Genomic DNA, 21,480 nt, shown 5'->3' with positions numbered 1-21,480 from the left:
CTCAGTCCTCGGCCCACGCCTTGGCCTCGTCGGTCCCGAGCCACTTCGTCAGCTCGCCCGCCGTCATGTTCACGGCTTGCCGGAACTCGGCGGGCGTGTCCTGATCAGCCATTCTTGTTCAGCGCCCCCGGCTTGTGGACCGCCTCGCGCCCGGTCTTGTCGCTCTTGACCTTGTACTGCGGGTCGTCGGGGGAGGCGTCGACGGTGCGGCCGGCCGCCTCGGTGCGCTCGGTGATCTTTTGCTCGACCTCCCCGTGCACGGTCTGCCCGTGGCTCTTCCAGGTCACGTCGTCGCCCTTTTTCAGGCTCTCGTCCTTCGCCATGACCCCCGTCGTACCCGCCCGTGGCCTGCGGAAACGGTCAGCCTCGGAGGTCCGAGACGAAGATGGCCGTACCGGGGAAGAGCCGGCCGCGCAGCGGGCTCCACTGGCCCCACGTCTCCTCGTGCCCGTCCGGCCACTCGGGTTCGATCAGGTCGCGCAGCACGAATCCGGCGGCCACCAGCTCGCGCACCCGGTCGCCCAGGGTGCGGTGCTGTTCCACGTACGTGGGAACGCCGTTCTCGTCGGTCTCCACGTAGGGCGTGCGATCGAAGTAGGAGTTGCGCGCGATCAGGCCGGTCTCGTCGGGCTCGTCCCAGAAGATCCAGCGCATCGGGTGGGTGATCGAGAAAACCCAGGCGCCACCCGTACGGAGGACACGCGCGACCTCACGCATGGCGGCGCCCGAGTCGGCCACGAACGGGATCGCTCCGAACGCCGTGCAGACGATGTCGAATACGCTGTCAGCGAACGGCAGGGCCAGCGCGTCGGCTTGCACCAGCGGCACGCGTACGCCCGTACGGGCCTCGGCCTCTCTGGCGTGACGCAACATGCCCGCCGACAGATCGAGGGCCGCCACCTCGGCGCCCTGCCCGTCGAGCCACCGGGCGCCGGCCGCCGCCCCCGCGCCGAGCTCCAGCACCCGCTTGCCGCGCACGTCGCCGAGCAGCCGGGCGTCCGCCTCCCGCAGCCCCTCGGGGCACCACACGAAGTCGAGATCGCCCAGGAAGGCGCCGTGTTCGGCCTGGTAGTCGTCGGCGTCGAGGTCCCACCAGCCGCGGCTGGCGACCCGGCTCTCGGCGTCGGTGATCGTGCGCCGGAGCGGTGCGTCGGACCCCGTCGAGTTGATCTCGGTCACCCGGATACGGTACGGCACGGCGTGGCGCCGTCACGTTTCCGGACATAAAGTACATGCTGCGGGGTTTCGACCGAACATTGTGCCTCGGTCGTCAGGAGGGCTTGCAACCTGTGGTAATGCGCACGGTAAGCTAGTCGATGCGCTCGCGGATCGTGTGCCTCGGCAGGGAGCAGGTTCCGTGGTCGTCGGTCTCGACATGATCGACTGCAAGGATTCTGGTCCTTCTTGGGTTGCCCGGTCCTTCCGATGTTGTTCGTGCCGTGCCCGCCGGCAGTTCCGCGGGGCGCGAGAGACACCACGAATCCATCCGTTCGGAGCAACAGTCCACATGACGAGCAGCATCGAGGCCACCTCGAGCGCCAACAAGGTCACCGTCGACGATCTCGGGTCCGAGGAAGCATTCCTCGCCGCCATCGACGAGACCATCAAGTACTTCAACGACGGCGACATTGTCGAAGGCACCGTCGTCAAGGTCGATCGGGACGAGGTCCTGCTCGACATCGGCTACAAGACCGAGGGTGTCATCCCCTCGCGCGAGTTGTCGATCAAGCATGACGTGGACCCCGCGGAAGTGGTGTCGGTCGGAGACCACATCGAAGCCCTCGTCCTCACCAAGGAGGACAAGGAAGGTCGTCTGATCCTCTCGAAGAAGCGTGCTCAGTACGAGCGCGCCTGGGGCACCATCGAGAAGATCAAGGAGGACGACGGCGTCGTTCGCGGCTCCGTCATCGAGGTTGTCAAGGGTGGCCTCATCCTCGACATCGGCCTCCGCGGCTTCCTGCCGGCCTCGCTGGTGGAGATGCGTCGTGTCCGCGACCTCCAGCCCTACGTGGGCCGTGAGCTCGAGGCCAAGATCATCGAGCTGGACAAGAACCGCAACAACGTGGTCCTGTCCCGCCGGGCGTGGCTCGAGCAGACGCAGTCCGAGGTTCGCACCGAGTTCCTCAACAAGCTGCAGAAGGGCCAGGTCCGCAAGGGCGTCGTGTCCTCGATCGTCAACTTCGGCGCGTTCGTCGACCTCGGCGGCGTCGACGGTCTGGTGCACGTCTCCGAGCTCTCCTGGAAGCACATCGACCACCCGTCCGAGGTTGTCGAGGTCGGCCAGGAGGTCGAGGTCGAGGTGCTCGACGTCGACCTGGACCGCGAGCGCGTCTCGCTGTCGCTGAAGGCGACCCAGGAAGACCCGTGGCGCCAGTTCGCCCGCACCCACGCGATCAACCAGATCGTGCCGGGCAAGGTCACCAAGCTGGTTCCGTTCGGCGCCTTCGTCCGCGTGGACGACGGCATCGAGGGCCTGGTGCACATCTCCGAGCTGGCCGAGCGTCACGTCGAGCTGCCCGAGCAGGTCGTCCAGGTGGGCTCCGACGTCCTCGTCAAGGTCATCGACATCGACCTCGAGCGTCGCCGGATCTCGCTGTCGCTCAAGCAGGCCAACGAGGGCTTCGTCGAGGGCGAGGAGCACTTCGACCCCACCCTCTACGGCATGGCCGCGACGTACGACGCCGAGGGCAACTACATCTACCCCGAGGGCTTCGACCCCGAGACGGGCGAGTGGCTCGAGGGCTTCGACAAGCAGCGCGAAGCGTGGGAGAAGCAGTACGCCGACGCCCGCGAGCGCTGGGAGGCTCACACCAAGCAGGTGCAGGCGTCCCGCGACGCCGACGCCGAGGCCGCGCTCAACCCGGCTCCGGCCGGCGGCACGACCACCTCGACGTCGTCCAGCACCTCGTCGAGCTCGCCGGCCCCGGCGCGCGCGTCCGAGGAGCCGTCCGGCACCCTGGCCACCGACGAGGCCCTCGCCGCTCTGCGCGAGAAGCTCGCCGGCGGCAAGAGCTGAGGTCAGCTCTGGTCTTCTGAAGGCCGTCCCGGCTCAGGCCGGGGCGGCCTTCGCCTTTCCCGGATCACCCGCCGCCATGGATCCCGCCCCTCCCTCGCGCTGACCTTCCTCCCGCCGTCCGCTTCCCCGCGCCGTCCTCTTGTCTCCCTGCGGGCGTTCCTGCCCCGCCGGCCTTCCTCCCCACGGCCGCCTCGCGCCGCGGGCCGCCCAACCCAGCCGGCCTGTCCGACGCCGGGCCTGGTTGTGCTTTCGGGTGCCCGGGCCGGAATACTGGGCGGGTGTTGAAGGTGGGTCTGACCGGTGGCATCGGGGCCGGCAAGAGCGCGGTGGCGCGACGGCTGGCGCGGCGCGGAGCAGTGATCATCGATGCCGACGTGCTGGCCCGCGAGGTGGTGGCCCGCGGCACCGACGGGCTGGCCGAGATCGTCGCGACGTTCGGGGCGGGCGTGCTCACGGCCGGCGGCGAGCTCGACCGGCCGGCGCTCGCAGCCCAGGTCTTCGGCGACGACGCCGCCCGCCGCACGCTTGAAAAGATCATTCATCCCCGCGTACGGGCTCGGACAGCCGAACTCATCCAATGCGCGCCCTCCGACGCGATCGTCGTCAACGATGTCCCGCTGCTCGTGGAGACGGGGCTGGCCCCGTCGTACCACCTTGTCATCGTGGTCGAAGCCGACCGGGGGCAGCGCATCCGGCGGCTCGTGGAGACGCGCGGCATGACCGCCGAGCAGGCCGAGGCCCGCATCGCCGCCCAGGCCGGCGACGCCGACCGCCGCCGCGCGGCCGACGTGGTGCTGACCAACGACGCCACCCTCGACGCCCTGGACGCGCGTATCGACCGCCTGTTCCGCGAGCGGCTCCGGCCGTACGAGGAGAATCTGCGCACCGGCCGCTCCGCGCGGGCCGACCGCCGGCTCCACATCGCCGCCGCCGATTCGAGCTGGCCCGAGCAGGCCGCCCGCCTGATCGCGCGGATCGAGCACACGCTGCCCGCCGGGCATCCGGTGTCGCACATCGGCTCGACCGCCGTGCCCGGTCTGCCCGCCAAGGACATCATCGACCTGATGCTGGCCGTGCGGACGCTCGACGAGGCCGACGCGCTGGCCGGCCAGCTGGGTGCGGCCGGTTTCCCCCGGCGCAGCGGGGAGTGGTTCGACAACGCCCGCGGAATGCCCGGCAAGACGTGGCCCAAGCGCCTGCACGGCGGCGCCGACCCGGGCCGCGTCGTCAACCTGCACGTCCGCGTGACGGGTTCCCCGGGGTGGCGGTTCGCCCTGCTCATGCGCGACCACCTGCGGGCCGTTCCGGAGGCCCGTGACGCCTACGCGGCGGCCAAGGTGCGCTGGGCGGCGGAACACCACGACCGATACACGTACGCCGACGCCAAGGAACCCTGGTTCGACCAGGAGGCGTGGGCCGCCGACAAGTGGGCCGAAGCCACCGGCTGGCAGCCACACGGCTGACCGGGGCCCCTCGGGGGTTCGGTGCGCGCGACGAGGCGTACGGAATGCCGGCCGTGATCGTGGGGTTGAGAGAAGGGCGCTCGCGGCGGCCGGTCTGCGCAAGGCGCGACCACCAATGGGTGCGCTCGCCGTGAGCCGGGGCGCAACAACCACGGGCCGGTCGAGGGGACCGTTTTGATGATCCCTCTCGATGCCGGGCGACCGCCGCGAGCGGCCTACCCGACCAGGGTAGGCGCGCCCCGCAACGCCTAACAATGCCGCCGGACGGGGCCGAATGTGCACCCATCGCACGCGGGCCCGGAAGCGGCGGCCGAAACTTGTCAGACCCTCGACGTACGGTGGTTTCCATGGCGCTCGACATCCCACGACTCGACGGCCGCTTCGAGGTCGTCAGCGAATTCCAGCCGGCCGGTGACCAGCCGACGGCCATCGCCGAGCTCGACCGGCGGGTCCGCCGGGGCGACCGCCACTCGGTGCTGCTCGGCGCCACCGGCACGGGCAAGAGCGCGACGACCGCGTGGCTGATCGAGAAGCTGCAGCGGCCCGCGCTCGTGCTGGCGCCCAACAAGACGTTGTGTGCCCAGCTCGCCAAGGAGTTCCGCGAGCTGCTGCCCAACAACGCCGTCGAGTACTTCGTGAGTTATTACGACTACTACCAGCCTGAGGCCTACATCGCTCAGACCGACACCTACATCGAGAAGGACTCGTCGGTCAACGAGGAGGTCGAGCGGCTCCGCCACTCCGCCACGATGTCGCTGCTCACCCGGCGCGACACGATCGTGGTGGCCACGGTGAGCGCGATCTACGGCCTGGGCACCCCGCAGGAATACCTCGATCGCTCGGTCAAGGTCAAAGTCGGCGACGAGGTCGACCGTGACCAGGTGCTGCGCCGGCTGGTCGACATTCAGTACTCGCGCAACGACATGGCCTTCCAGCGCGGCACGTTCCGGGTGCGCGGCGACACGCTCGAGATCATCCCGGCGTACGAGGAGCTCGCGGTCCGCATCGAGCTGTTCGGCGACGAGATCGAGAAGCTGTACTACCTGCACCCGCTGACCGGCGAGATCGTCCGCGAGGTCGACCAGCTGGTCATCTTCCCCGCCTCGCACTACGTGGCCGGCCCCGAGCGGATGGAGCGGGCGATCCGGCAGATCGAGGCCGAGCTGGAGGAACGGCTGGCCGAGTTCGAGCGGCAGGGCAAGCTGCTCGAGGCCCAGCGCCTGCGCATGCGTACGCAGTACGACGTCGAGATGATGCGGCAGGTCGGCTTCTGCAACGGCATCGAGAACTACTCGATGCACATGGACGGCCGGCAGCCCGGCGAGCCCTCGTTCACCCTGCTCGACTACTTCCCCGACGACTACATCACGGTCATCGACGAGTCCCACGTCACGATCCCGCAGATCGGCGGCATGTACGAGGGGGACGCGTCCCGCAAGCGCATCCTCATCGAGCACGGTTTCCGCCTGCCCAGCGCGGCCGACAACCGCCCGCTGCGGTTCGACGAGTTCCTCGAGCGGGTCGGGCAGATGGTCTTCCTGTCGGCGACCCCCGGCCCGTGGGAGATGCAGCAGGCCCAGGGCGAGTTCGTCGAGCAGGTGATCCGCCCGACCGGCCTCGTCGACCCGCAGGTGATCGTGAAGCCGACCAAGGGCCAGATCGACGACCTCATGCACGAGATCAAGCTGCGCACCGAGCGCGACGAGCGGGTCCTGGTCACGACGCTGACCAAGAAAATGGCCGAGGACCTCACGGACTACCTGCTCGAGAACGGCATCCGCGTGCGCTACCTGCACTCCGAGGTCGACACGTTGCGCCGCGTCGAGCTGCTGAAAGAGCTGCGCAAGGGCGACTACGACGTGCTCGTCGGCATCAACCTGCTGCGCGAGGGCCTCGACCTGCCCGAGGTGTCGCTGGTCGCGATCCTCGACGCCGACAAGGAGGGCTTCCTGCGCTCGGGCCGGTCGCTGATCCAGACGATCGGGCGCGCCGCTCGTAACGTGTCGGGCGAGGTCCACATGTACGCCGACAAGATGACCCCGTCGATGCGGGACGCCATCGAGGAGACCGATCGGCGCCGGGCCAAGCAGATCGCGCACAACGAGGCCAACGGCATCACCCCGCAGGCTCTTCGCAAACGGATCCACGACATCCTCGACGACATCTATCGCGAGGCGGAAGACACCGACGCCACGGTCAACCCGATGGTCGGCGGCGGTGGCCGGCAGATCTCCCGGGGCAAGGCGCCGGTGCCCGAGACCAGGTCGAAGGGGCGCGGCGCGTCCGGGGCCACGGCCGCCAAGGGCATGGCCCGCGCCGAACTGGCCCAGCTCATCCAGGACCTCAACGAGCAGATGCTGGGCGCTGCCCGTGAGCTGCAGTTCGAGCTGGCCGCCCGGATCCGTGACGAGATGTCGGAGCTCAAGAAGGAGCTGCGGGGCATGGACGCTGCGGGGGTGAAATAGTTCGAGCCGCACCCCGGCCCTGGCTAGTCTGGCCGGATGACGTCGACCGGCGGGACAACGTGGACCGAGCTGACCGGCATGCCCGCGGAGCTGCTCGCCCTGGCCGAGCGGTGCTACGCGGCCGACGGGGGCATGCCGCTCGCCACCGATCCGGCGTTCCTCGGGCGGCGCTGGGCGGGTGACGGGGTGACGGCGTTCGGGCTGCGCTCCGGCGACGGGTCCCTGCTCGCCGCCGGTGCGGTCCGGAGGGGCCCGACGTTCACCGGGCTGGTAGACCCGGACGCGCGGGGCCGTGGGCTCGGGGCCGAGGTGCTCGATCGAGGGCTCGCCCTGGCCTCATCGGCGCTCGCCTCGTCCGCGTCCGCCTCGTCCGCGTCCGCCTCGTCCGCCTCATCCGCCTCATCCGCCTCATCCGCCTCATCCGCGCCGGACTCGTCCGCCTCATCGTCATCCTTGTCTCCGTCTGCGTCGTCTGCGTCGTCTGCGTCGGACTCGTCCTCGGCGACGGGTGACGTTGTGACCGTCGAGTCGGAGACGTTGACCGACGACGCTGCGGCGCTGTTCGAGTCGCGCGGGCTGCGGCGGACCTTCGCCGAGGACGTCATGCGCATCGACGACCTTGATCTGCCGCCCGCCGTCTGGCCCGACGGAGCGACCATCTCTTCCTGGGACGGGCCGGACGTCGCCCGGCGGTTCCACACGACGTATCACGCGTCGTTCCGGGACAGGCCGGGCTTCCCCGCCGACCCGGCCGGCGAGTGGATCGCCGAGAACGAGGAGGACGAGGACTTCCTGCCCTCCTGCTCGCTGCTCGCGACACTGCCCGACCTGGGCGACGCCGGCTTCGTCGTGGCCGCCCGGGGCTGGATCGTGCAGGCCGGCGTGGTGCCCTTCGCCCGGCGTCGCGGCCTGGCGGCGGCCCTGATCGCCGAGTCGCTGATCCGCATGCGCACCTCCGACGGCGTCGATCACGCCTGGCTGACCGTCAACGTGAACAACCCCGGAGCGGCGGCGCTCTATCGACGACTCGGCTTCCAGCAGCGGGGTTTGCGCGCCCGCTACCAGCGCCCGATGCAGGCGGCCGGGCTCGCTCGGTCAGCGGGGGCTTGAGGGCCGGGCTTGCTCGGTCGGGGGGCGTGAGGGCCGGGCTTGCTCGGTCAGCGGCGGGCCTGAGGGCGCTTGCGGGCTCGCTGCCGGCAGCCGGCTTGGGGCGTCTGCGCGTGTGGGCTCCCGCCGGCGGCCGGTGCGAGCTGTTCGGGCGCGCGGTGCATCAGGCTTCCCCGTACGGGTATGCCGGTCGATGTCACAGGGAAGGCGGTGTGCTGATGATTCGCTGGGTTGATGCCTTTCTGGACCGGCCGGCCGACAAGCTCGACGAGGCCGTCCGGTTCTGGGCGACGGTCACCGGGTCCACGCCGGCCCCGCAGCAAGACCCCGGCTTCGTACGGCTGCGCACCGCGGCCGGTGACGACTGGCTCGAGATCCAGGGCGTACGCGAGGGCCCTGGCGGACATCATCCGGACTTCTGGGTCGACGACCTCGCCGACTTCAACGGCCGGGCGTTGACGGCGGGCGCCACGGTCCGGGCCGACCACGGCGACTGGCAGACGCTACGCTCCCCGGCCGGCTTGCCGTTCTGCACAGCGTCCTGGCGTGATCAACACGTGCGGCCGAGGCCTTACGCCGGCCCGCACGGCGTGACGCTGCGGCCCCACCAGCTCTGCTTCGACCTGGCGCCCGCGGTCTACGACCAGGAGGTGCGCTTCTGGCAGACGCTGACCGGCTGGGACCTGGACGAGGGGGTGCGGGCCGACGAGTTCGTACGCCTGCAGCCGCAGCCACCCATCCCCGTACGGTTCCTGCTGCAACGCCTCGGCGAGGACAGGCCCGCCTCCGCCCACCTCGACGTCTCGTGCTCCGACATCCCGGCCGGCCGCCGCTGGCACGAGTCCCTGGGCGCGACGTTTCTGGGGGAGTGGCCGCACTGGTCAACCTTCCGCGACCCTGCGGGCGGCGTCTACTGCCTGACCAAGGGAGATCCCGCGGTCGACTGACCTGACGCCCGCCGCCGCTGCCACGGGTGGCCTGCGGCGCTCAGTCGGTGAAGAAATTGTGGTCGGGGCCGGGGCGTTCGCCGGGCGGGACGTCGAAGTAGTGCTCGACCAGCGGGGGATTGGCGAAGTACGGGCCGATCCAGCCGCGCCACTGCTGGAAGCGCTCGGTGGCGCGGAAGTTCTTCTCGTGCGCCTCGACGTCGTCCCACTCGACCAGCAGCACGAACCGCGACGCCGACTCGATGCCGCGGGTCATCCGCACCGAACGGCAACCGGGCGTGGTCGCCAGGATCGGGTGGGCCATCCGGTAAGCGGCGGCGAACGCGTCCTCGGAACCGGGCGTGATGTCGATAAGAGCAACCTCAAGAACCATGCCGGGCAGCTTGCCACAGATTTCCCCGAGCTAGGTTCCTAGGAAGCTCAGGGGCGGGCCGAGACGCTCGACACGGTTTGCCGCTGCGCTGTGCCGTTGTGCCCGTCGATAGGACACAATGGCTGCCGTAGGAGGGGAGTATTCCCCCGTGCCGGTCTCGTCAACACGGAACGCCCACCCCTGAGGGCGCGCCCGGGGCCGGCGGTCGCCACTGAGCAGCACGGCGGCGGAAGAGACCTCCGACAGTCGCACGACGCTGCTCCCGCCGTGAACCCCCGGTGCGGGCGCAGCGCCGAACCGTGTCTGCCGGAGGTCCTGGTTGAACATCTCTGCCTGGGTGTGGATCGCCACCCTGGTTGCCGTCGTCGTGGTGCTCGCGATTGACTTGCTGATCATCGGGCGGCGACCGCACGAGCCCTCGATGAAGGAATCGGGCAGCTGGGTGGCCTTCTACATCGCCCTCGCGCTGGCGTTCGGCGGTGGTCTCTGGTTCTTCGCCGGAGCCGGGCCCGCCGCGGAGTTCTACACCGGCTGGCTCACCGAGTACTCGCTGAGCGTCGACAACCTCTTCATCTTCATGATCATCATGGCGCGATTCGCCGTGCCGCGGCAGTTCCAGCAGAAGGTGCTGCTCATCGGCATCGTGCTGGCCCTGGTCATGCGAGGCCTGTTCATCGCCGCCGGCGCCGCGCTGATCTCGCAGTTCTCCTGGGTGTTCTACATCTTCGGCGCGTTCCTCGTGTACACCGCGATCACCCTGCTCAAGGAGGGTGAGACCGACGAGGACGACTTCAAGGAGAACATCCTGATCCGGTGGGCCAAGCGTGCCCTGCCGGTGTCGTCGTCGTTCGACACGGGCCGCATGACCGTGGTCACCGAGACCGGCAAGCGCCTGTTCACGCCGCTGCTCATCGTGATGATCGCGATCGGCACGACGGATCTGCTGTTCGCGCTCGACTCGATCCCGGCGATCTTCGGCATCACCAAGGAGCCGTACCTGGTCTTCACGGCCAACGTGTTCGCGCTGATGGGCCTGCGGCAGCTGTTCTTCCTGCTGGGCGGCCTGCTCGAACGCCTGGTCTACCTCAACTACGGCCTCGCGGCGGTGCTCGCCTTCATCGGCGTGAAGCTCTTCCTCGAGGCGCTGCACACCAACAACGTCGACTTCATCAACGGCGGCCACGGCGTCCACTGGGCCCCCGAGATCCCGATCTGGCTCTCCCTGCTGGTCATCATCGGCACGCTGGGCATCGCCACGGTGGCCAGCCTGGTCAAGTCCTCCCGCGACCGCCGGCGAGAACTGGCGGACTCCCAGGTCTGAGAGCGGGTACGGAGAAGGGGGCGGCCGCGGCCGCCCCCTTCTCCGTACCGGCTGTTACTGCTGGTGCTTGCGGCGGGCGGCCTGGCGGCCCCGCGTCTGCTGGTCGAGGATGACCTTGCGGATGCGGACCGCGGCCGGGGTGACCTCGACGCACTCGTCCTCGCGGCAGAACTCGAGGGCCTGCTCCAGCGAGAGCTTGCGCGGCGGGATCAGCTTCTCGGTCTCGTCGGCGGTCGACGAGCGCATGTTGGTGAGCTTCTTCTCCTTGGTGATGTTGACGTCCATGTCGTCGGAGCGGGAGTTCTCGCCGACGATCATGCCCTCGTACACCTCGGTGGTGGGCTCGACGAACAGCTGGCCGCGTTCCTGCAGGTTCGTCATGGCGAACGCGGTCACCACGCCGGCCCGGTCGGCCACCAGCGAGCCGTTGTTGCGGGTGCGCAGCTCGCCGAACCACGGCTCGTAGCGCTCGAACAGGTGGTGCATGATGCCCGTGCCGCGGGTCTCGGTGAGGAACTCCGTACGGAAGCCGATGAGGCCCCGGGCGGGAACCAGCCACTCCATGCGCAGCCAGCCGGTGCCGTGGTTGATCAGCTCTTCCATGCGGCCCTTGCGGGTGGACAGCAGCGTGGTGATGGCGCCCATGTACTCGTCGGGGGCGTCGATGGTCAGCCGCTCGACCGGCTCGTGGATCTTGCCGTCGATGACCTTGGTGACGACCTGGGGCTTGCCGACGGTGAGCTCGTAGGACTCGCGGCGCATCTGCTCGACCAGGATCGCCAGCGCCAGCTCGCCGCGGCCCTGCACCTCCCACGCGTCGGGCCGCTCGGTCGGCAGCACCCGTAGCGAGACGTTGCCGACGAGCTCCTTGTCGAGGCGGTCCTTGACCATGCGGGCCGTGACCTTGCTGCCCTTGACCTTGCCGACCAGCGGCGACGTGTTGGTGCCGAGGACCATCGAGATGGCCGGCTCGTCGACGGTGATCAGCGGCAGCGGCTTCGGGTTCTCGGCGTCGGCCAGCGTCTCACCGATCATGATGTCGGCGATGCCGGCGACGGCCATGATGTCGCCGGGACCGGCGCTCTCGGCGGGCTTGCGCTCCAGGCCCTCGGTGATCAGCAGCTCGGAGATGCGGACGTTGCTGATGGTGCCGTCGGTCTTGCACCAGGCGACCGTCTGGCCCTTGCGGATCGTGCCCTCGTGCACGCGGCACAGCGCGAGCCGGCCGAGGAACGGCGACGCGTCGAGGTTGACCACGTGGGCCTGCAGCGGCGCGTCCTCGTGGTAGGTGGGCGCCGGGATGGTCTCGAGGATCGTGCTGAACAGGACCTCGAGGTCGGTGCTGTCCTCGGGGACGGTGCCGTCCTTGGGCTGGGTCAGCGAGGCGATGCCGTCGCGGGCGCACGCGTAGACGATCGGGAACTCGATCTGGTGCTCGTCGGCGTCGAGGTCGAGGAAGAGCTCGTACGTCTCGTCGACGACCTCTTTGATGCGGGCGTCGGGCCGGTCGACCTTGTTGATGATCAGGATGATCGGGAGTTTGGCCGCCAGTGCCTTGCGCAGCACGAAGCGGGTCTGCGGCAGCGGGCCCTCGGAGGCGTCGACGAGCAGGGCGACACCGTCGACCATGGTGAGGCCGCGCTCGACCTCGCCGCCGAAGTCGGCGTGGCCGGGGGTGTCGATGATGTTGATGGTGACGGGGCCACCCTCGGCGGGCTGGTAGCTGATCGCCGTGTTCTTGGCGAGAATGGTGATGCCCTTTTCCCGCTCCAGGTCCATGGAGTCCATGACGCGGTCGGCCATCTCGCCGCGCGCGTGGGACTGGCTGCCCTGACGCAACATGGCGTCGACCAGGGTTGTTTTGCCATGGTCGACGTGAGCGATGATGGCGACGTTGCGTAGGTCGGTGCGGGTCTGCATACCTCTATTGTCCCCGGTCCAGGTTGCGATCGGCGGCTCGGGGTTCGATCGACGTTTCAGCCGTGCTTGAAGGGTGCAGCGGCGGAACGTGAAAAGGGCTAGCGTGCCTCCACGACTGTTCGGACGGGGGAGGGCGATCGGGTTGACGGCACGAAGATGGCAGGCCGGCGTGGTGCTGGTGACGCTGGTCATGGCGGCCGGCTGCGGGTTGGCCGGGGGCGGGGACGACAAGGCGGCCGCGCCCGCTGCTGCCGGGGCGACCGCCGCCGCCGACGAGCCCGAGTTCGAGCCGATCACGGAGTCGCCGACGCCCACGCCGGAGGTGACGAGCGCCACCCCGAAGCCGCGAAAGACGTCGAAGACGCCGAAGGCCGCCGAGCCCACGCAGCCGGCGTTCTGGAGCGAGCTGCCGGAGTGCGCGCATTACGACAAGACGAAGCCGGTCGCCAAGAAGACGGTGAAGAAGGCGCTCAGGTCGGCCGCCGCGCGTGTCTACTGGCGTACGGAAGCACCGACTTTGAAGTTGAACTACCCGCTGGTCAAGGCGATCGCCTGGCAGGAGAGCGGCTGGCAGACCAACATCCACAACTGTGACGGCGGCACGGGTGTCATGCAGGTCATGCCGGACACCGTCGACTTCGTCAACAACCGGTTCGGCCTGAACTACGACGCTTCCAACTACAGGGACAACGCGTACGTGGGAGCCAACTACATCGCGTGGTTCACCCGGTGGGCGGGGCAGAACTACTTCAAGGAGAACTACAACCTCAACGCCGGCAAGTGCAAGTCGCACACCTCGTGGTGCCTGCTCAACGTGGTGATCTCGGGTTACAACGCCGGCCAGGGCGCGATCGAGGCCGCCGCCGGGACCAAGACCTTGCCCAACCCCGCGTACGTGGCGGCGGTGCGCTCGCTGATGAGCCGGTGCGAGTGCGACCAGTTCTGACGGGCGAGATACACTTGGTCCGAACCTGAGACCCCCGCGCGCGCCGGGCCGTTTTGACCCGTTCGCAGACGCGGTAGTAAGGTCTCGGGGTTGTCGTGTGTTGATGAAGCTGGCGAGCTGCGGCTGGGCCCGCTAAAAGGTCCATCTAGCTTGTGCAGCTCACCTTAAGGAGCCCTACGCAATGCCGCCCAAGAAAAAGACTCATGAGGTAACCCTCGCGCTTGAGGCGGGTAACGCCGCGATGGTCGACCTCGGCAAGATGCTTGGTCCGACCGGGGCCAACATGCGTGCCGTCAAGGTGGAGTACGACGAGGCGACGGCGAAGAACCGCGGCGAGATCATCCCGGTCATCGTCAGCGTCTACGAGGACCGCAGCCACACGCTGGCCTACAAGACGCCGCCGACCAGCTTCCTGATCCGCAAGGCCCTGGGCATCCAGTCGGGCGCTTCCAACCCGCTGACCCAGACCGTGGGCACGCTGAGCGCGACCCAGGTCAAGGAGATCGCCGAGCGCAAGCTTCCCGACCTCAACGCGAACGACATCGACGCCGCGATCCAGATCGTCTCCGGCACCGCCCGTTCCATGGGTGTGAAGGTCGCTTCCTGAATCAGGCCGTGAGAACGGGCCCCGGGTGATCCCGGGGCCCGTTTTTCATGCCTTGCCGAGGATCTCCTCGATGAGCCCGTAGTCCAGGGCCTCCTGGGCGGTCAGACTGCGGCCGGCCGACATGTCGTCCTCGATGCGGCTGCGGGACTGCCCGGTCACCTCGACCAGCCGCAGCGTGATCTCTTCGAGCTCGCGCAGGTGCTGGCCGGCGGCGCGGGCGACCTCGTCGGCGGTGCCGGTCACACCGGTGGAGCGCGGCTCGTTGAGCTTGAACCGGGCATGCCTGTACGCGGCCCGCCGCTCGGCCGCGGCCAGCAGCGCCACCACGGCCCCGCCCGCCTGCGACGTGACGATCGCATGCACGGGCGCGGCCATCGAGTCGATCACGTCGAGGATCGAGAGCGCGGCGCCGAGCTCCCCGGCCTGGCTGGCCAGGTGCAGTTGCACCGGCGCGGGGCCGGCGGCATCAAGGGTCAGCAGCGCGGCGGCCGTGCCGGTGGCGGCCTCGGAGGTGAGCTGACCCCGCACCACGACGATGCGCTGGTCGAACAGCTTTTCCTCGAGCCAGCCGGGCATGGCCTGCTGCCATGGCTCCGGCTGTTGGGGCTGGGGCTGACCCCAGCGCGTCGGATCGTGCCGCATCTCCACCGCACACCTCCCGTTGGTCAACCCGCCCCGGCGGGACGGCGGTATCAGCGCGCGGCGCCGTCGGCCGGCCAGGGGTCGGCGCCCCTCGGCCAACGACAACCGCAGGGCATCTTCACCCTATCCAGCCCCACGAATCCCGATGCTCCCTTCTGCTGAGGGCTGATGCGAGGGGGAGGGGCCGATGGGGAGTGGGTGAAGGCGGGCAGTGGCGCCGGTCATGTGCGCCAGCGCCAGTTGGCCTCGGCGTCGGCCGGCGGCGGGCCGGGGAGGGGGCCGTCGGCGCGCAGGCCGTCGAGCAGGAACGTCAGGTAGCGGCGGCGCAGCTCGGTGGTGCGGGTGGCGTCGGGCACCCGGATGGCCGCGCACATGTCGAGCAGGATGGTGACGTCGGCCGGCACGATGCCCGGGCGCATGTGGGGGCGTGCGCGGTCGAACAGCGCGTTGCCCAGCTCGCCGGCCCGCATGGCGTCGGCGTTCATCTCGGCGGTCGGGGTGAACGTGCCGGCCAGGTGCACGGTGAGCGAGTGCACGTCGGCCTCGACCACGGCCCGCAGGAACGTCTCGAACGCCGCCCAGTCGTCGGTGAGTTGCGCGGCCTGTGAGGCCTCGGCGACGAACCGGCGCAGCCCGTCGTGGCACAGCGTGCGCAGCAGGTCCTCCTTGCCGGGGTACCGCCGGTAGAGCGCGCTGATGCCGACCCCGGCCCGCTCGGCCACCGCCGAGATCGGAGCGCGGGCGTCGGCCAGGAAAACCTCGCGCGCCGCCGCCAGGATGGTCTCGCTGTTGCGGGCGGCCTCGCGCGCCCTGCCTGCCGTCATTGGCACATCCTACCTCTGGAACGGAACGTTCCGCTCTGCTACGTTGGAACGGAACAAAGCATTCCGTTCCAGTTCGGGGAGCCGACATGACCGAGATCCGCCCCTTCCGCATCGCCGTCGACCAGGCCGACGTCGACGACCTTCGCGACCGCCTCGCCCGCACCCGCTGGGGCAGCGAGATCCCCGGCCAGGGCTGGCAGCGCGGCGTCCCGGTCGACTACCTTCGCGGCCTCGCGCGCTACTGGGAGCGCGAGTTCGACTGGCGCGCGGCCGAGGCCCGGCTCAACGAGATGCCCCAGTTCGTCACCGAGGTCGATGGTCAGACGTTGCACTTCGCGCACATCCGCTCGGCCAACCCCGCGGCGACCCCGTTGCTGATCAGCCACGACTGGCCGGGCTCGTTCGCGCTCTACCAGCCGGTGGTCGAGGCGCTCAGCCCCGACTTCCACCTGGTGCTGGCCGGCAACCCCGGCGTCGCCTTCTCGGGCCCGTTGAGCTCGCCGGGCTGGAACACGACCCGCAGCGCCGCCGCGCTCAACGAGATCATGAGCCGGCTCGGGTACGAGCGCTACGGCGTACAGGGAAACGGGGGCGGGGCCGCGATCGCCGTCGAGATGGGCCGGCAGCAGCCCGGCCGGGTGATCGGCGTGCACGTCAACGGCCACATCACGTTCCCGTCGGGCGACCCGGCCGAGTTCGAGGGGCTGACCGAGGCCGAGCAGGCGCGGCTGGGCCGCCTGCAGGAGTTCCGCGACGACAAGATGGGCTTCAACGCGATCCAGTCGACGCGGCCGCAGACGCTCGCCTTCGGCCTGCACGACTCGCCGGTCGGCCAGCTGGCCTGGATCGTCGAGAAGTTCCAGGAGTGGACCGACCCCGCGGCCACCCTGCCCGAGGACGCTGTCGACCGTGACCTGCTGCTGACCAACGTGAGCCTCTACTGGTTCACCGGCACCGCCGGTTCCTCGGCCAACCTCTACTGGGAGATGGCGCACGACCCGTCCGCATGGGCCCCGAAGGAGAAGTCGACAGTGCCGCTGGGCGTGGCGCTGGGCGTCACCGACATCACGATCCGCCGGTTCGCCGAGCGCGACACCCCCGTCGCCCACTGGACCGAGCTGCCGGCGGGCGGCAACTTCCTCTCCGCCGAGCAGCCCAAGATGTTCGCCGACGACGTCCGCGCGTTCTTCCTCGGCCTGACGAGGTAGGCGGCCGGCAGCAAAGGCGCAACGCGTGGCCCCGCTTGTCGTAACAGATCCGGTCTAGGGTCGGGACATGCCAGGGCCACGCCGCCGGTCGGTGCTGATCTCGCGGCTGTCCGGGTTGCCGCTGGGCAGCCCGCAGAACGTGATCCTCGACGAGCTGCGCCGCATCATCCTGGACGGGGAGGTGCCACCCGGCTCGGCCATCCCCGTCGACGCGGTGGCGACCGCTTTCGGGGTGAGCCGGATCCCCGTACGGGAAGCTCTGATGACCTTGATCGGCGAGGGGCTCGTCGATCACCGGCCCAACGGCGGGTATCGCGTGGCCATGATGACCGCGCACGAGTTCGCCGAGATCTATCTGGTGCGCGAGGCGCTCGAGACGGCCGGGCTGCGGGTCGCCGTCGAGCAGGCGTGCGCGGACGACGACGAACGGGCGGCGGCCTCGCTTCGTGCGCTTGACGCGGCTGTTCGCGCGTACGACGGAAGGGTTTATCACCGCGAGAGCCGGCGCTTCCACCTCGCTCTGATCAAGCCGTGCCGGATGCGCCGCCTGTTGCACATGCTCGACCTCGCGTGGAACCAGACCGAGCCGCTGCAACCGATGTCGCACCTGGACAGCTCCGAACGGGAGCTGCTGCACGCCGATCACGCCGGCATGCTGGCCGCCTTCCGCGCGCGGGACGCCGACGCGCTGATCGCGGTGTTCGCCACCCACCACCACCGGCTGCAGGCCGCCATCGGGGCGCTGCCGCAGGACACCGGGCTGTTCGAGCCGGAAGATATACAGTTCCGCTCATCGATGTGAAACAGCCGATACCTAGCGTCTCGGCTATGGCCGACATCACCACGAGCAAGCCCGAGGACCTGGTCGAAGCCGCCGGCATGCCGGTCGGCAGCGGCGTGATCAAGCCTTCCTACGACCCCCGGCTGACCAACGAGGACCTGGCGCCCCTGAAGAACCAGCACTGGGGCTCGTACAACATCTTCGCCTTCTGGATGTCCGACGTGCACAGCGTCGGCGGCTACGTGACAGCGGGCAGCCTGTTCGCGCTGGGCCTGTCGAGCTGGCAGGTGCTCGTCTCGCTGGTCGTGGGCATCACGATCGTCTACTTCTTCTGCAACCTGGTGGCCAAGCCGAGCCAGGTCACCGGCGTGCCCTATCCCGTGATCAACCGGGCCGCGTTCGGGGTGCTCGGCGCGAACGTGCCGGCGATCATCCGCGGCGCGATCGCGGTCGCCTGGTACGGCATCCAGACGTACCTGGCCTCGGCCGCGCTCGACGTCGTGGTCCTGAAGTTCTGGCCGGGCCTGGCCCCGTACGCCGACGTCGACCAGTACGGTTTCCTCGGCCTGCCGTTGCTCGGGTGGTGCACGTACGCGCTGCTCTGGGTTTTGCAGGCGGCCGTGTTCTGGACCGGCATGGAGACGATCCGCAAGTTCATCGACTTCTGCGGCCCGGCCGTCTACGTCGTGATGATCCTGCTCTGCGGCTACCTGATCTACAAGGCGGGCTGGAGCGAGATCGACCTGAACCTGGGTGACGTGAAGTACCACGGCTGGGACGCGGTGCCGGTCATGCTCGGCGCGATCGCGCTGGTGGTGTCGTACTTCTCCGGCCCGATGCTCAACTTCGGCGACTTCTCGCGGTACGGCCGCAGCTACCAAGCCGTCAAGAAGGGCAACCTGCTCGGCCTGCCGCTGAACTTCCTGTTCTTCGCGATCCTGGTCGTCGTCACCGCCTCGCTGACCCTGCCGGTCTTCGGCGAGCTGATCACCGACCCGGTCGAGACGGTGTCGCGCATCGACAGCACGTTCGCCATCGCCCTGGGCGCGCTCACCTTCACCATCGCCACGATCGGCATCAACATCGTCGCCAACTTCATCTCGCCCGCGTTCGACTTCTCCAACGTCAGCCCGCAACGGATCAGCTGGCGGGCCGGCGGCATGATCGCCGCTGTCGGCTCGGTGCTGCTCACCCCGTGGAACCTCTACAACAACCCGGACGTCATCCACTACACGCTGGAGACGCTGGGCGCCTTCATCGGGCCGCTGTTCGGCGTGCTGATCGCCGACTATTACCTGGTCCGCAAGCAGCAGGTCGACGTCGACGCCATGTTCACGATGTCGCCCGACGGCAAATACCACTACAAGAAGGGCTACAACCCGCCCGCCATCATCGCCACGGCGGCCGGCGCGGTGATCGCGATGACCCCGGTGCTGTGGACCGGCGGTCCCGGCATGCACACCACCGCCCAGTACAGCTGGTTCATCGGGATGGCGCTCGGCTTCGTCGTCTACCTGGGACTGGCCCGGCGGGCGAAGACGGCATGAGGGTCCAGGTCATCAACCCCAACACCACGGAGTCGATGACCGCTTTGATCGAGGCGAGCGCCCGGGCCGTGGCCGGTCCGGGCGTCGTCGTCGAGGCGGTCACGTCGCCGATGGGCCCGGCTTCCATCGAGAGCCACTACGACGAGGCGCTGGCGGTGCCCGGCATCCTGGCCGTCCTGAACGACGCCGACGCTCATGTGCTCGCGTGCTTCGGCGACCCCGGTCTCGACGCCGCCCGCGAGCTGGCGGCCGGTCCGGTGGTCGGCATCGCCGAGGCGGCGATGCACGCGGCGATGCTGCTCGGTCGCGGTTTCAGCGTGGTCACCACCCTTTCCCGTACGCGGGGACGAGCGCACGACCTGGCCGCGCGTTACGTGCCGCCGGGCGCCTGCCGCGGGGTGCACGCCTGTGACATCCCGGTGCTGGAGCTGGAGTCCGACCCGGCCGCGCGCAAGGAAGTGGTGGCACTCGCCCGGCACGCCCTCGACCACGACGACTCCGACGTGATCGTGCTCGGGTGCGCCGGGATGGCCGGCTTCGCCGCGGAGGCGAGCGCCGAGCTGGACGTGCCGGTGATCGACGGGGTGGCGGCGGGCGTTGTGCTGGCGCAGTCGCTGGTCACGCTGGGGTTGCGCCCCTCGGGGCGGGGCGAGTTCGCGTCGCCGCCCCCGAAGGCCTACACCGGGCTGCTGCGCGAGTTCACACCCTCGTGAGGTGCTTCTCGTGGAACATCTTCGCGTCGGCGGCCGCCAGCAGCGCGTCCGGCTCGTGGTGCTGCCCGGCCGCCGCCATTCCCACGCTCACGCCGATCGGGTACAGATCCTTCCCACGCCGTACGGGGTCAGAGGCGAGCGACCGCAGCCGGGTGGCCATCGCCTCGGCGTCGTGCTCGTCGTGGACGTCGGAGGCCAGGACCACGAACTCGTCGCCGCCGAGTCGTGCCGCCACGTCACCCGGACGCAGCACGGCCTCGAGGCGGCGGGCGAACTCGACCAGCACGAAGTCGCCGGCGGCGTGGCCGAAGCGGTCGTTGACCTGCTTGAATCCGTTCAGATCGAGGTAGAAGAGGACCGGCCCGTACGGATTTCCGCCGGGTGTCTCGGACAGCGCCAGCTCCAGCCGTGACAGCAGGGCCGGGCGGTTGGCCAGGCCGGTCAGCTGGTCGTGCTCGGCCTGATGAGCCAGCACCGCCCGGATCCGTTCCTGCTCGCGAACCACGAGCACGAACCGTACGAGAATCAGACTGGTCAGCAGCACCACCGAGACCAGCAGCGACACCCGGCTGAGCGTGGTGTCGTAGTGGCGCAGGCCCGCCACCGTCGGCAGCACCAGCAACGCCACCCCCAGGAAGACCACGCGGGCCGGGTGCAGCCGCTGCTCGGCCGGCACCCGATCGCCGATCCGGTCGGCCTCCGGGTGGGCCACGGCCGCCACGAGAAGGCTGTTGGCGACCAGCAGCAAACCGTCGAGGCGGTCGAGCTGCAGGTCGAGGGAGAGGTTCGGGAACAACTCGGGCATCGTCGAGATGCCCACGTCACCGATCAACGTGAGCGCGAGGGCCCCCACGAGGTAGAGGGTCGGCCCGCGTTTGGTGCCCGGCGCCAGCACCAGGATCGCGAGCGCCGTGAACAACAACACGTCACCGAACGGATAGAACGCGCCCACCACAACCGGCAACGACAGCCGCTCGTTCTCGGCCGCCGGCAGGATGATGAACTGCCAGAACAGCCACGCCACCACGGTCGCCATGGCCAGCCCGTCGAGCAGCCCCTCCCGCAGCCGCCCCGGAGCGCGCAGCTGGGTGAGGCGTACGAGTCCCGCCGCCAGCAGCGGATAACCCGAGACCCACAACAGGTCGGACGGGCTCACGTCGCCCAGCCCGTCGTCGGTCACCCAGGTCAGCGCGTCGAACAGCAGATCCCCGGCCAGCCACACCGACAGCGCGGCCACGATGAACGCGTAACCGGACCTCGCCGGCCCGCGCAGCCCACGCCACCTGACCCAGGCCAGCGCGACGAAGGCCGTGAACGCCACCAGATAGGACCAGTGCGCCACAGCAGTGCCCGGCGCCACCGCCGACACCGTCCCCGCCACCAGCGCACACGCGGGCACCACCGGGGCCGGCACACGTCTCATGCCCGCACCATCGGTGCCTCGGCACCTGTCTGAAGGAAATGCACGGAGTCGGCTCCACCACCCGTCATCGACGGGCTCATGGCTGCCACCGCGCGGGTGCACAACCTGACCCTTGTCACCCGCAACGTCGCCGACGTCTCCCGCACCGGCGTCCCCGTGATCAACCCCTTCGACTGA

At 69.4% G+C, this 21,480-nt stretch carries 20 protein-coding genes; 12 read left to right on the top strand and 8 right to left on the bottom strand.

What is annotated here, in order from left to right; genetic code table 11:
• Window position 1: 1 nt before the first annotated feature.
• Genes C8E87_RS06385 through C8E87_RS06375 form a run of 3 tightly spaced genes read right to left on the bottom strand, consistent with a single transcriptional unit; the run spans window position 2 to window position 1,179 of the window.
• Window positions 2-112, bottom strand: a complete 111-nt coding sequence (locus tag C8E87_RS06385; RefSeq protein ID WP_133872217.1) for a DUF3140 domain-containing protein — start codon at window positions 110-112, stop codon at window positions 2-4.
• A complete protein-coding gene (locus C8E87_RS06380; protein WP_133872216.1) occupies window positions 105-323 on the bottom strand; it encodes a hypervirulence associated TUDOR domain-containing protein in 219 nt (72 codons plus the stop codon). The genes C8E87_RS06385 and C8E87_RS06380 overlap by 8 nt, the downstream gene beginning before the upstream one ends.
• Before the next feature lie 37 nt (window positions 324-360).
• On the bottom strand, window positions 361-1,179 hold the full coding sequence (locus C8E87_RS06375) for a class I SAM-dependent methyltransferase (RefSeq protein WP_239080581.1): 819 nt from the start codon (window positions 1,177-1,179) through the stop codon (window positions 361-363).
• Between the two features lie 328 nt (window positions 1,180-1,507).
• Between C8E87_RS06375 and rpsA the strand changes: the two genes are divergently transcribed.
• From rpsA to C8E87_RS06345, 5 genes are all read left to right on the top strand, one after another.
• Window positions 1,508-3,016 carry a 30S ribosomal protein S1 gene (gene rpsA / locus C8E87_RS06370; RefSeq protein WP_133872214.1) on the top strand — a complete coding sequence of 503 codons (1,509 nt, stop codon included), beginning with the start codon at window positions 1,508-1,510 and terminating at the stop codon, window positions 3,014-3,016.
• Between the two features lie 278 nt (window positions 3,017-3,294).
• A complete protein-coding gene (gene coaE, locus C8E87_RS06365) occupies window positions 3,295-4,479 on the top strand; it encodes a dephospho-CoA kinase (protein ID WP_133872213.1) in 1,185 nt (394 codons plus the stop codon).
• Between the two features lie 347 nt (window positions 4,480-4,826).
• Complete coding sequence (gene uvrB, locus C8E87_RS06360; protein ID WP_133872212.1) at window positions 4,827-6,944, top strand: excinuclease ABC subunit UvrB; 2,118 nt, start codon at window positions 4,827-4,829, stop codon at window positions 6,942-6,944.
• A 36-nt stretch (window positions 6,945-6,980) separates the two neighbouring features.
• On the top strand, window positions 6,981-8,054 hold the full coding sequence (locus tag C8E87_RS43520; protein ID WP_166661100.1) for a GNAT family N-acetyltransferase: 1,074 nt from the start codon (window positions 6,981-6,983) through the stop codon (window positions 8,052-8,054).
• A gap of 215 nt (window positions 8,055-8,269) precedes the next feature.
• Window positions 8,270-8,998, top strand: coding sequence for a VOC family protein (locus C8E87_RS06345; RefSeq protein ID WP_133872209.1), 729 nt, complete (start codon window positions 8,270-8,272; stop codon window positions 8,996-8,998).
• 40 nt (window positions 8,999-9,038) lie between these two features.
• On the opposite strand, the gene C8E87_RS06340 is transcribed toward C8E87_RS06345, so the two are convergent.
• The gene (locus C8E87_RS06340) at window positions 9,039-9,371 is read right to left on the bottom strand and encodes an antibiotic biosynthesis monooxygenase family protein (RefSeq protein WP_133872208.1); all 333 of its coding nucleotides are present in this window, start codon (window positions 9,369-9,371) and stop codon (window positions 9,039-9,041) included.
• A 319-nt stretch (window positions 9,372-9,690) separates the two neighbouring features.
• Here C8E87_RS06340 and C8E87_RS06335 point away from each other — a divergent pair, with 319 nt between their 5' ends.
• Window positions 9,691-10,692 (top strand): TerC family protein, encoded by a 1,002-nt coding sequence (locus C8E87_RS06335; RefSeq protein WP_133872207.1) that lies wholly within the window; start codon window positions 9,691-9,693, stop codon window positions 10,690-10,692.
• A 54-nt stretch (window positions 10,693-10,746) separates the two neighbouring features.
• Here the strand turns inward: C8E87_RS06335 and typA are convergent, their stop codons facing one another.
• Window positions 10,747-12,612 (bottom strand): translational GTPase TypA, encoded by a 1,866-nt coding sequence (gene typA, locus C8E87_RS06330; protein ID WP_133872206.1) that lies wholly within the window; start codon window positions 12,610-12,612, stop codon window positions 10,747-10,749.
• 142 nt (window positions 12,613-12,754) lie between these two features.
• On the opposite strand from typA, the gene C8E87_RS06325 reads away from it, so the two are divergent.
• Both C8E87_RS06325 and C8E87_RS06320 read left to right on the top strand, forming a co-directional pair.
• Entirely contained in the window at window positions 12,755-13,558 is an 804-nt protein-coding gene (locus tag C8E87_RS06325; protein WP_239080582.1) for a lytic transglycosylase domain-containing protein, read from the top strand.
• A gap of 181 nt (window positions 13,559-13,739) precedes the next feature.
• Window positions 13,740-14,165, top strand: a complete 426-nt coding sequence (locus tag C8E87_RS06320; RefSeq protein WP_133872205.1) for an uL11 family ribosomal protein — start codon at window positions 13,740-13,742, stop codon at window positions 14,163-14,165.
• A gap of 45 nt (window positions 14,166-14,210) precedes the next feature.
• Here the strand turns inward: C8E87_RS06320 and C8E87_RS06315 are convergent, their stop codons facing one another.
• Both C8E87_RS06315 and C8E87_RS06310 read right to left on the bottom strand, forming a co-directional pair.
• Window positions 14,211-14,807, bottom strand: coding sequence for an ATP-dependent Clp protease proteolytic subunit (locus tag C8E87_RS06315; protein WP_239080583.1), 597 nt, complete (start codon window positions 14,805-14,807; stop codon window positions 14,211-14,213).
• Window positions 14,808-15,028: 221 nt separating this feature from the next.
• On the bottom strand, window positions 15,029-15,631 hold the full coding sequence (locus tag C8E87_RS06310) for a TetR/AcrR family transcriptional regulator (protein WP_133872203.1): 603 nt from the start codon (window positions 15,629-15,631) through the stop codon (window positions 15,029-15,031).
• 86 nt (window positions 15,632-15,717) lie between these two features.
• Between C8E87_RS06310 and C8E87_RS06305 the strand changes: the two genes are divergently transcribed.
• The 4 genes from C8E87_RS06305 to C8E87_RS06290 all read left to right on the top strand — a co-directional run bounded on the left by C8E87_RS06305 (window position 15,718) and on the right by C8E87_RS06290 (window position 19,880).
• The gene (locus tag C8E87_RS06305) at window positions 15,718-16,839 is read left to right on the top strand and encodes an epoxide hydrolase family protein (protein WP_133872202.1); all 1,122 of its coding nucleotides are present in this window, start codon (window positions 15,718-15,720) and stop codon (window positions 16,837-16,839) included.
• A gap of 67 nt (window positions 16,840-16,906) precedes the next feature.
• Window positions 16,907-17,641: a GntR family transcriptional regulator gene (locus tag C8E87_RS06300; RefSeq protein WP_133872201.1), complete on the top strand. Its 735-nt coding sequence runs from the start codon at window positions 16,907-16,909 to the stop codon at window positions 17,639-17,641.
• A gap of 26 nt (window positions 17,642-17,667) precedes the next feature.
• Complete coding sequence (locus tag C8E87_RS06295) at window positions 17,668-19,167, top strand: NCS1 family nucleobase:cation symporter-1 (protein ID WP_133872200.1); 1,500 nt, start codon at window positions 17,668-17,670, stop codon at window positions 19,165-19,167.
• Complete coding sequence (locus tag C8E87_RS06290; RefSeq protein WP_133872199.1) at window positions 19,164-19,880, top strand: aspartate/glutamate racemase family protein; 717 nt, start codon at window positions 19,164-19,166, stop codon at window positions 19,878-19,880. Before C8E87_RS06295 ends, C8E87_RS06290 begins: the two co-directional genes overlap by 4 nt.
• On the opposite strand, the gene C8E87_RS06285 is transcribed toward C8E87_RS06290, so the two are convergent.
• A complete protein-coding gene (locus C8E87_RS06285) occupies window positions 19,867-21,303 on the bottom strand; it encodes a GGDEF domain-containing protein (protein ID WP_133872198.1) in 1,437 nt (478 codons plus the stop codon). The genes C8E87_RS06290 and C8E87_RS06285 overlap by 14 nt on opposite strands.
• Between the last annotated feature and the right edge of the window lie 177 nt (window positions 21,304-21,480).

It is taken from the genome of Paractinoplanes brasiliensis (genome assembly GCF_004362215.1).
Classification (GTDB): Bacteria; Actinomycetota; Actinomycetes; order Mycobacteriales; family Micromonosporaceae; genus Actinoplanes; species Actinoplanes brasiliensis.
Note: the sequence above shows the minus strand (reverse complement) of the source record. Positions and strands in the feature narration are given on the sequence as shown.

Bases quoted from the DNA above. Each gene is read 5' to 3' on its own strand.
- C8E87_RS06380 (WP_133872216.1), bottom strand. From the start codon at position 323: ATGGCGAAGGACGAGAGCCTGAAAAAGGGCGACGACGTGACCTGGAAG.
- C8E87_RS06295 (WP_133872200.1), top strand. From the start codon at position 17,668: ATGGCCGACATCACCACGAGCAAGCCCGAGGACCTGGTCGAAGCCGCC.
- C8E87_RS06340 (WP_133872208.1), bottom strand. From the start codon at position 9,371: ATGGTTCTTGAGGTTGCTCTTATCGACATCACGCCCGGTTCCGAGGAC.
- C8E87_RS06345 (WP_133872209.1), top strand. From the start codon at position 8,270: ATGATTCGCTGGGTTGATGCCTTTCTGGACCGGCCGGCCGACAAGCTC.
- C8E87_RS06290 (WP_133872199.1), top strand. From the start codon at position 19,164: ATGAGGGTCCAGGTCATCAACCCCAACACCACGGAGTCGATGACCGCT.
- C8E87_RS06320 (WP_133872205.1), top strand. From the start codon at position 13,740: ATGCCGCCCAAGAAAAAGACTCATGAGGTAACCCTCGCGCTTGAGGCG.
- C8E87_RS06385 (WP_133872217.1), bottom strand. From the start codon at position 112: ATGGCTGATCAGGACACGCCCGCCGAGTTCCGGCAAGCCGTGAACATG.
- C8E87_RS06285 (WP_133872198.1), bottom strand. From the start codon at position 21,303: ATGAGACGTGTGCCGGCCCCGGTGGTGCCCGCGTGTGCGCTGGTGGCG.
- C8E87_RS06300 (WP_133872201.1), top strand. From the start codon at position 16,907: ATGCCAGGGCCACGCCGCCGGTCGGTGCTGATCTCGCGGCTGTCCGGG.
- C8E87_RS06305 (WP_133872202.1), top strand. From the start codon at position 15,718: ATGACCGAGATCCGCCCCTTCCGCATCGCCGTCGACCAGGCCGACGTC.
- C8E87_RS43520 (WP_166661100.1), top strand. From the start codon at position 6,981: ATGACGTCGACCGGCGGGACAACGTGGACCGAGCTGACCGGCATGCCC.
- typA (WP_133872206.1), bottom strand. From the start codon at position 12,612: ATGCAGACCCGCACCGACCTACGCAACGTCGCCATCATCGCTCACGTC.
- rpsA (WP_133872214.1), top strand. From the start codon at position 1,508: ATGACGAGCAGCATCGAGGCCACCTCGAGCGCCAACAAGGTCACCGTC.
- C8E87_RS06310 (WP_133872203.1), bottom strand. From the start codon at position 15,631: ATGACGGCAGGCAGGGCGCGCGAGGCCGCCCGCAACAGCGAGACCATC.
- uvrB (WP_133872212.1), top strand. From the start codon at position 4,827: ATGGCGCTCGACATCCCACGACTCGACGGCCGCTTCGAGGTCGTCAGC.
- C8E87_RS06315 (WP_239080583.1), bottom strand. From the start codon at position 14,807: ATGCGGCACGATCCGACGCGCTGGGGTCAGCCCCAGCCCCAACAGCCG.